Source organism: uncultured Mailhella sp. (assembly GCF_905187505.1).
Lineage (GTDB): Bacteria > Desulfobacterota > Desulfovibrionia > Desulfovibrionales > Desulfovibrionaceae > Mailhella.
The window spans coordinates 1-8,314 of the sequence record NZ_CAJJIC010000108.1 but is presented as its reverse complement, the minus strand read 5'-3'; the positions used below and the strand labels follow the sequence as shown (position 1 = coordinate 8,314).

Sequence of the window (8,314 nt, the reverse complement as noted above, 5' to 3'; positions counted from 1 at the left end):
TTCAAAACGTATTGTAAATTATAAAAATAAAATATTTTATCATACTGTAATATATAGTTTTTCCACTCAAAAAAGCCATGTCTGAAAATTTTTCATCCATCATGCTCAGAAAAATGTCCGTTCCCGGGAACGGGCAACCATGTTTCCGCCCCGTGTCGGCGTCGCACAAGGGCCTGCGCCGGACGCAAGACGCATTCAGGACATCTGTTGTCTTATCTTTGTTTCGTTCCTTCCGCTGACGTTGACGGACATGAACCGTTCAGCTCCTTCCGGCCCCACGAAAGCACAAGGCCTTGCCCGGGCGTCTTCCGGCATGGGGGCCCTGTTCCACGATCTTTCCCGTCATGACGACGTCCCGAAAAACGCCGTCCCCGAGGCTCTTCTCCGCTGCCTCGTGCAGCCCTCACGCCGCCCTTCCCGTCCTGAAACGTCCGGACGCCCCCGGCCCGCGCCGTCGCCTCATCCTTTAAATAGGAGGCCTGAGGAACGCGCCGCACGACGCCGCCGAGCGCAGGGAGGAAAACGGCACAAAAAAAGCGTGACTTCCTGGCTTCCGCTTCAGAAATCACGCCGCGCCGGGCACTCTTCCCGGCATCTTTTCATCCGTGCCCCGTCCGGCAGGCTAGAACAGCGTGTCCCCCTGCTCGAAGGCCTGCTGATAATAGGTCTTCAAATCCCGGCAGAGGTCTTCGAGAATGTCCCTGCGGCTGAAGGCGTTGTTCCAGATGAGGTAGATGTTGTGCGCCATGAGCGCCATGTTGTCCATGTCGAGGATGACGAGGTTCTTCATGGACTCGTCGCGCGCTATGCGCTTGGCCAGTCCCAGCGGCACCACGGCCCAGCCTATGCCGAGCGAGGCCCAGTACATGGCGGCCACCACGTCGTTCACCTCCCAGTACTGGGAGCTGAGCAGATACCGTTCGGCCCGCGTGCGGTTGAACACGATCTGCCGGTACTGCGCAAGATCTTCCAGCTTCACGCTCTTCATCTGACCGAGGGAGGATTCCCGCGAGGCCACGAGACAGTAGCGCATCTGCCCGAGGCACACCATTTCGCAGTTGTTCTTGATTTCCGGAAGCTGGCCGCCCACGATGCCTATCTGCGCGCTTCCCTCGCTCACCTGCTTCCACACGTCATCCAGAGAAATGATGTGAAAGCTGCCGCTCAAAAACGGATACTTTGCCGAAAGCGAGGCCATGCCTTCGCTTATGCCCTGAAACGGCACGCCGTGACTCACCACGATGTTGAGCTGCACGGCCTCGCCGCTGTACTGCGCAATGGCGCAGGAGTCGAAGCGGTGACTCTGCCTGAGCACGGCGTGTGCCTCGGGCAGAAGCGCACGCCCCGCTTCCGTAAGCACAGGAGAGCGGGATGAACGATCAAAAAGTTCCACGCCGAGACTGTCTTCCAGCATGGCGATGTGCGTGCTCACCACGGACTGTGCCTTGCCCATGGCCCGGCCCGCGGCGGAAAACGAACCTTTTTCCGCCGCCGTGACAAAGGCGCGCAACTGTTCTATAGTCCAGTTCAAGGTTTTCCCCCGTCTGACATACTGTTTCTTTTTTCTATCAAAATATTGATGCTTCTTGATTTTTTATAACAAGAAAGATAAGGTATGTCCACTCAATCAAAATGACGCCCCCCTCGAAAAAAAGGGAGATGCCGGTTCTGACGAGACTCGCGCGGGCAACGCTCTCCACATCGTTTCCAGAAGCATTCTCGTTGCATTCCGGCATGTTGCTCATTCCTTAAGGATACAGGAGCCTTGATATGGTCAAAATGCTGTCGATTCTTGCTCCGGCATTCATGCTGCTTCTTGCGGGCTGCAATCTTGCGCCCGACTATCAGCGTCCGGAAATGGATATCCCTCAAACCTGGGAAGCCTCGCAGTCGCAGGCCCTCCAGACCAAGTGGTGGGAACGCTTCCACGACGAAACGCTGAACGCCCTGGTGGAAGAGGCGCTCGCGCACAATAAGAACATCGATCAGGCCATGGCCAACGTGGATCAGGCTCAGGCCGGACTCGGCATAGCGCGCGACGCGCTTCTGCCCGTGCCTTCCGCCTCGGCCGACGGCACGCGCACCATGGCGCGTTCCGCCACGTCGCCCGCCGCCATGCAGAACAACGGCAAGAACACGCACACCTTCTCCGGCGCGCTCGCCGCAAGCTGGACCCTCGACTTCTGGGGCAAGTACTGGAACGCCGCCGAATCCGCCCGCGCCTCTCTGGTGGCCACCGAAGCCGCGCGCGACAACGTGATCCTCACCGTGGCGGCAAGCACGGTGGAATCGTATTTCTGGCTGAGCGCCTACACCTGGCAGGAGGAAATCGCCCGCGACGTTCTGAAGAACCGCGAAGACTCCCTCAAGATCTACCAGAACCGCTTCGACAACGGACAGATAAGCGACCTCGACATTCTGAGCATCCGCGCCAACGTGGAAACGGCGCGCAACGCTCTGGCTTCCGCAAGAATCGCCAAGAATGCCGCCGAAACCTCCCTTGCCGTGCTGCTCGGCCGCTCTCCTGCGGAGATCATGAAGATGGACGGTCTCAAGGCGCCCTCCTCGCTCATGACGTCGCTGGACAAGACCCCGGCTCTGCCTTCCGGCATTCCTTCCCAGATTCTGGAGCATCGTCCCGACATCCGTCAGGCCGAAGCCAACCTTCAGGCCACCAACTACGACATCGGAACGGCACGGGCCTCGTTCTTCCCGTCCTTCTCGCTCACGGGACTGCTCGGCGGCGCGAGCCTTGAGCTCAACGAACTGCTCAGAAGCTCCAACCAGTACGCGAGCGTGGGCGGCAGCCTGAGCCTGCCGCTCAACTTCTGGACCATCAAGCGCACCGTGGACAGCGCGGAAGCCGCCAAGCGGGCCGCCGTGGCCACCTATGAACTCACCGTGCAGAACGCGTTCAAGGACGTGCGCGACGCCCTCGTCTCCCAGACGGAATACGCCAACTCCGTGGGCGCCCTCACCCGTCAGGTGGACTACCTCTCCCGCGCGGTCATGCACGCCCGCACCCGCTACGACAACGGATTTGCCTCCTATCTCGACCTGCTCACCGCGGAAAGCAATCTGTTCACCGCGCAGCAGTCCCTTGCCGTGGCTCACGCCAACCATCTTGTCAGCATAGCCGAAGTGTGCCTCGCCCTCGGCGGCGGCTGGCAGGAATAACCCGCTACTCCATCCTTATTCAAGGAGCATACCATAATGGCCAGACTTTTTAAGCTTGCGCCCGCTTTGCTGGCGCTTCCCTTCCTCCTTGTCGGCTGCGATCAGCTGAGCGGCCTCATTTCCAAGAAGGACAACGCCGCTCAGGCGCCTCAGGCCCGCGTGACGCGCGTGACCACCGTTAAAATGACTCCGCACAAGGTGGACATTCAGCGTGAGCTCACGGGCCGCACCGTGGCCTACCGCTGGGCCGAAGTGCGTCCCGAAGTGGGCGGCATCCTCAAGGAACGCTGCTTCACCGAAGGCGCCATGGTCAAGGAAGGCGACGTGCTCTACCGCATCGAACCCGACACCTACAAGGCCGCCCTCGACAAGGCCCGCGCCGATCTCGCGAGCGCCGAGGCCAACCTCAACGTGACGAAGCTTCGCGAACGCCGCACGGCCAGCATGCTGAAGACCAAGTCGGTAAGCCAGCAGGACTACGACGACGTGAAGGCCACCCTGCGTCAGGCCCAGGCCTCCGTGCAGTCGTGCAAGGCCGCCGTGGACTCCGCGGAAATCAACTACCGCCGTACCGAGGTGCGCGCCCCCATAAGCGGCCGCATCACCCTCAGCAACTTCACCGTGGGCGCGCTGCTCACCGCAAGCCAGGCCTCGCCGCTTGCCACCATCTACCAGACCGACCCCATGTACGTGGAAGTGTCGCAGTCTTCCGACGACCTGTATTCCCTGCAGAAGCAGCTCGGCGAACGCGGCGACCTCAAGGACGTGACTCCCTCCGACATCAAGGCCACGCTCACCATGCACGACGGCTCCTTCTACCCCGCCGCCGGTCACCTCAACTTCACCGGCGTGAACGTGGATCAGACCACCAACACCGTCACCCTGCGCGCCGAATTCCCCAACGCCGCCAACGTGCTGCTGCCCGGCCTGTTCGTGCGCGTCAACGTGGTCATGGGGCAGGACGATCAGGCCATTCTCGCCCCGCAGAAGGCCGTTCTGCGCGATCTGAAGGGCCTGCCCTACGTCTATGTGGTCAAGGACGGCATGGCCGAGCGCCGCAACATCACCATCAGCCACGCCATAGGCAACGACTGGTACGTGACGGACGGCCTCAAGCTCGGCGAGGAAATCGTGCTCAACGGCGTTCACAACACCCGCGGCGGACAGCCCGTGCAGGTGGTCACCGAAGAGCAAATGAAGGCTGATGAGGCCGCCGGAGGCAGCAAGTAATGCTTTCCCGCTTTTTCATCCATCACCCCATATTCGCATGGGTGCTGGCCATCGTCACCATGCTTTTCGGTGTGCTGGCCATCTTCACCATGCCCATATCGCAGTACCCGGAAGTGGCCTCGCCTTCCATACTCATCAACACGCGTTACTCGGGCGCTTCCCCCACCACCGTGGACCAGACCGTGACGCAGGTCATCGAACAGAACATGACCGGCATCGACAACCTGATCTACATGCAGTCGAACTCCGACTCCTCCGGCATGTCCACCATCACCCTCACCTTCGAGGTGGGCACCGACCCCGACGTCGCCCACATGCAGGTGCAGAACAAGGTGCAGCAGGTGCAGTCGCAGCTGCCTTCCGCCGTGCAGAGCTACGGCGTGTCGGTGTCCAAGGGCAACGACAACATGTTCATGGTCATCACCCTGTACTCGCCTGACAACAGTCAGGAGAACATCGACCTTGCCGACTACATCAGCACCAACATCAAGGATGAAATCAGCCGCACGCAGGGCGTGGGCACGGTGCAGGTGTTCGGCGGCAAGTACGTCATGCGCATCTGGCTCGATCCCGACAAGCTCACCAAGTACGAGCTCACGCCTTCGGACGTGCGCAACGCCATCACCGCCCAGAACATGGAAGTCACCGCCGGTCAGCTCGGCGCCAACATCATCGGCGGCAAGAACGATCAGGCCCTCAACGTCATCATCAAGGCCCAGAGCCTTCTGCGCAACACCACCGAATTCGAAAACGTGCTGCTCAAGGTGACCGAAGACGGTCAGCGCGTGTTCATCCGCGACGTGGCACGCGTGGCCATGGGCACCGAACTTGACGGCATCACCACCTACTACAACAACCATCCCGCCTCGGGCATAGGCGTCACCCTCGCCCCCGGCGCCAACGGCCTTGAAACCGCCAATCTGGTGAAGGCCAAGATCGAGGAACTCTCCCACTACTTCCCGGACGGCATGGCCTACGAACTGGCCTTCGACACCACGCCCCCCGTGCTCGCCTCCATCCATGAAGTGGTCAAGACCCTCGTGGAAGCCATCATTCTGGTGTTCCTCGTCATGTGGCTCTTCCTTCAGAGCTTCCGGGCCACCATCATTCCCACCATCGCCGTGCCCGTCGTTCTTCTGGGCACCATGGGCGTGCTGCTCGCCTTCGGCTACAGCATCAACACCCTGACGCTGTTCGCCATGGTTCTGGCCATCGGTCTGCTCGTCGACGACGCCATCGTGGTCGTCGAAAACGTGGAACGCGTGATTCAGGAAGAACATCTCGATCCCGTGCCCGCCACGGAAAAGTCCATGGACGAAATCAGCTCCTCGCTGATCGGCATCGGCGTGGTGCTCTCCGCCGTGTTCCTGCCCATGGCCTTCATGAGCGGCTCCACCGGCGTGATCTACCGGCAGTTCTCCGTGACCATCGTGTCCGCCATGACGCTGTCGGTGCTCGTGGCCCTCATTCTTACCCCCTCGCTCTGCGCAAGCCTGCTCAAGCCCCATTCCCAGGGCGCACAGCACGGATTCTTCGGCTGGTTCAACCGCATGTTCACCAAGAACCAGCACCGCTATGCCGGCGGCGTGCACGCCCTCGTGCAGCGCGGCGGCAGGCTCATGATCATCTACGCCGCCCTCGTGTGCGGTCTCGGCCTCGTGTACAAGCAGCTGCCCACCTCCTTCCTTCCCTCGGAAGACCAGGGCGCCATCATCACCATGCTCCAGATGCCCCCGAACGCCACGCTGGCTCAGACCACGGCTCAGTTCCAGCAGGTTTCGGACTACATCCTTAATGAAGAAAAGGACAACGTCGTTTCCTACATGTTCGTGGCCGGCTACGGCATGGGCGGCGTGGCCGAAAACACCGGCATGGGCTTCGTGAAGCTCAGGGACTACGCCGACCGCACCAAGCCCGGTCAGGACGCCGCCTCCGTGGCCGCCCGCATCCGTCAGAAGTTCGCGGGCATTCTCGACGGTCAGTTCATCGCCGCCATTCCTCCGGCCATCATCTCCCTCGGCATGACCAACGGTTTCACCATGGAACTGCAGGACAGAGGCGGCGTGGGTCATGAAAAGCTGGTGGAAGCCGGCAAGAAGCTCATGGGCGCGGCCTTCGCCAACCCCCAGATCGCCTACATCCGTCCCACCGGCATGGACGACATCACGCAGTTCAACATCCATCTGGACAACGCCAAGGCCACCAGCATGGGCCTTTCGCTCTCCAGCGTGAACTCCGACGTGTCCACCATGCTCGGCGGCACCTACGTCAACGACTTCGTGCACAACGAACGCGTGAAGAAGGTGTACGTGCAGGGCGACGCCGAGGTGCGCAAGAACCCCGAAAACCTCAACCGCATCCACTTCCGCAACGCCGCGGGACAGATGGTGCCCTTCAATGCCGTGTACTCCACCGACTGGACCTTCGGTCCCGCCGTGCTGCAGCGCTACAACGCCATGCCCGCCCTCGAATATCAGGGCGAACCCATCCCCGGCGTGGCCTCCGGCATCGCCATGGGCATCATGGAAGAGGAAGTGAAGAACCTCGGCAAGGACTTCGGCATGGAATGGACGGGCCTTTCCTATCAGGAAAAAATGGCCGGTTCCCAGACCACCATGCTGTACGCGCTCTCCGTGCTCGTCGTGTTCCTTGCTCTGGCCGCCCTGTACGAAAGCTGGTCCATCCCGTTCGCCGTGCTGCTCGTCATACCGCTCGGCATCCTCGGCGCCGTGCTCGGCACCTACTTCAAGGACCTGACCAACGACGTGTACTTCCAGGTCGGCATTCTGGCCGTCATGGGCCTCTCGTCCAAGAACGCCATTCTTATCGTGGAATTCGCACGAAACCTTCAGGCGGAAGGACGAAGCCTCATCGACGCCACCGTGGAAGCCTGCCGCATCCGTCTGCGCCCCATTCTCATGACCTCTCTGGCCTTCGGTCTGGGCGTGCTGCCCATGATGTCGGCCTCGGGCGCGGGCGCGGCCAGCCAGCACGCCGTGGGCACGGCCGTGTTCTGGGGCACCGTGTGCGCCACCTCGCTCGGCATCTTCTTCATCCCCACCTTCTTCGTGGTCATCTGCTCGCTCACCGCATGGTTCCGCAAGAAGCTGACCAGAAGACCCCGCTATGAATAAACGCTGAGTCCGCGCGACGGCTTCTCCCTCCGCCGCGCAGGACCGAAACCAAGGGCCGCCCGAAAGGACGGCCCTTTTCTGATTTAATTCATGCGACTGCATGACCACGAAAATACGGTCTTGCTCTGATCCAGCCGAAAAACTTTTCCGCACTCCCTCTTAGCTCTTCTCCTTTTCTCTTTCCAAGCTCATCATTCCCGTCTCCTCCTCGTCTTTCGAAAGACTGCCGCTCCCATGACCGGCAGTTCTGCCCTCTCTCCGAAACAACTCCCGAACATCATGGCAAGATGCAGCGTGGAGATCCTGCCAGGCAAACCGCGCTTCTGCACGCCATGGAACGCCCCCATTTTGCCGTTCTCACGCCCCCCCGCAAACGAGACGTCTCTCGGCAACGACGCCCCTCCTGTTGTTATCCTCTGGTCCGAACAGTCCCTTTCCTTCTGCGGGCATGATCCCGCCCTTCAATCAAGAAAAAGATGCGCTGAGTGCACCACTTTTCCCTCTTCGTTTTCCCTCCCCCGAAAACATTTTTTTGCCTTGCCGTAAAGAATCTTTTCCGACTTGCTCCGCCTGCAACTCGTTCTCCTGCATACGTTTCAATGAAATTCAAATCCACCGTAAAGCTCATGAACAGCTATTTAATGACAATGTAGTTTACTGCTATACAAATTAAAAATTATATGTTTAAGTGGACACAATGCTTTATGTAATATTATTCGAATTATATAAAATATATGTAAATTACATATATGAGTTCACACATACAATTATAT

At 59.9% G+C, this 8,314-nt stretch carries 4 protein-coding genes; 3 read left to right on the top strand and 1 reads right to left on the bottom strand.

Features of this window, described 5'->3' with window-relative positions; all coding sequences use genetic code 11:
* Window positions 1-622 precede the first annotated feature (622 nt).
* On the bottom strand, window positions 623-1,531 hold the full coding sequence (locus QZZ60_RS09190) for a LysR family transcriptional regulator (RefSeq protein ID WP_295640738.1): 909 nt from the start codon (window positions 1,529-1,531) through the stop codon (window positions 623-625).
* A 239-nt stretch (window positions 1,532-1,770) separates the two neighbouring features.
* On the opposite strand from QZZ60_RS09190, the gene QZZ60_RS09185 reads away from it, so the two are divergent.
* From QZZ60_RS09185 to QZZ60_RS09175, 3 genes are read left to right on the top strand one after another with little or no spacing between them, the layout of a single operon-like run.
* On the top strand, window positions 1,771-3,177 hold the full coding sequence (locus QZZ60_RS09185; RefSeq protein ID WP_295640736.1) for an efflux transporter outer membrane subunit: 1,407 nt from the start codon (window positions 1,771-1,773) through the stop codon (window positions 3,175-3,177).
* 36 nt (window positions 3,178-3,213) lie between these two features.
* The gene (locus QZZ60_RS09180) at window positions 3,214-4,407 is read left to right on the top strand and encodes an efflux RND transporter periplasmic adaptor subunit (protein WP_295640734.1); all 1,194 of its coding nucleotides are present in this window, start codon (window positions 3,214-3,216) and stop codon (window positions 4,405-4,407) included.
* On the top strand, window positions 4,407-7,541 hold the full coding sequence (locus QZZ60_RS09175) for an efflux RND transporter permease subunit (RefSeq protein WP_295640732.1): 3,135 nt from the start codon (window positions 4,407-4,409) through the stop codon (window positions 7,539-7,541). Before QZZ60_RS09180 ends, QZZ60_RS09175 begins: the two co-directional genes overlap by 1 nt.
* Window positions 7,542-8,314 lie beyond the last annotated feature (773 nt).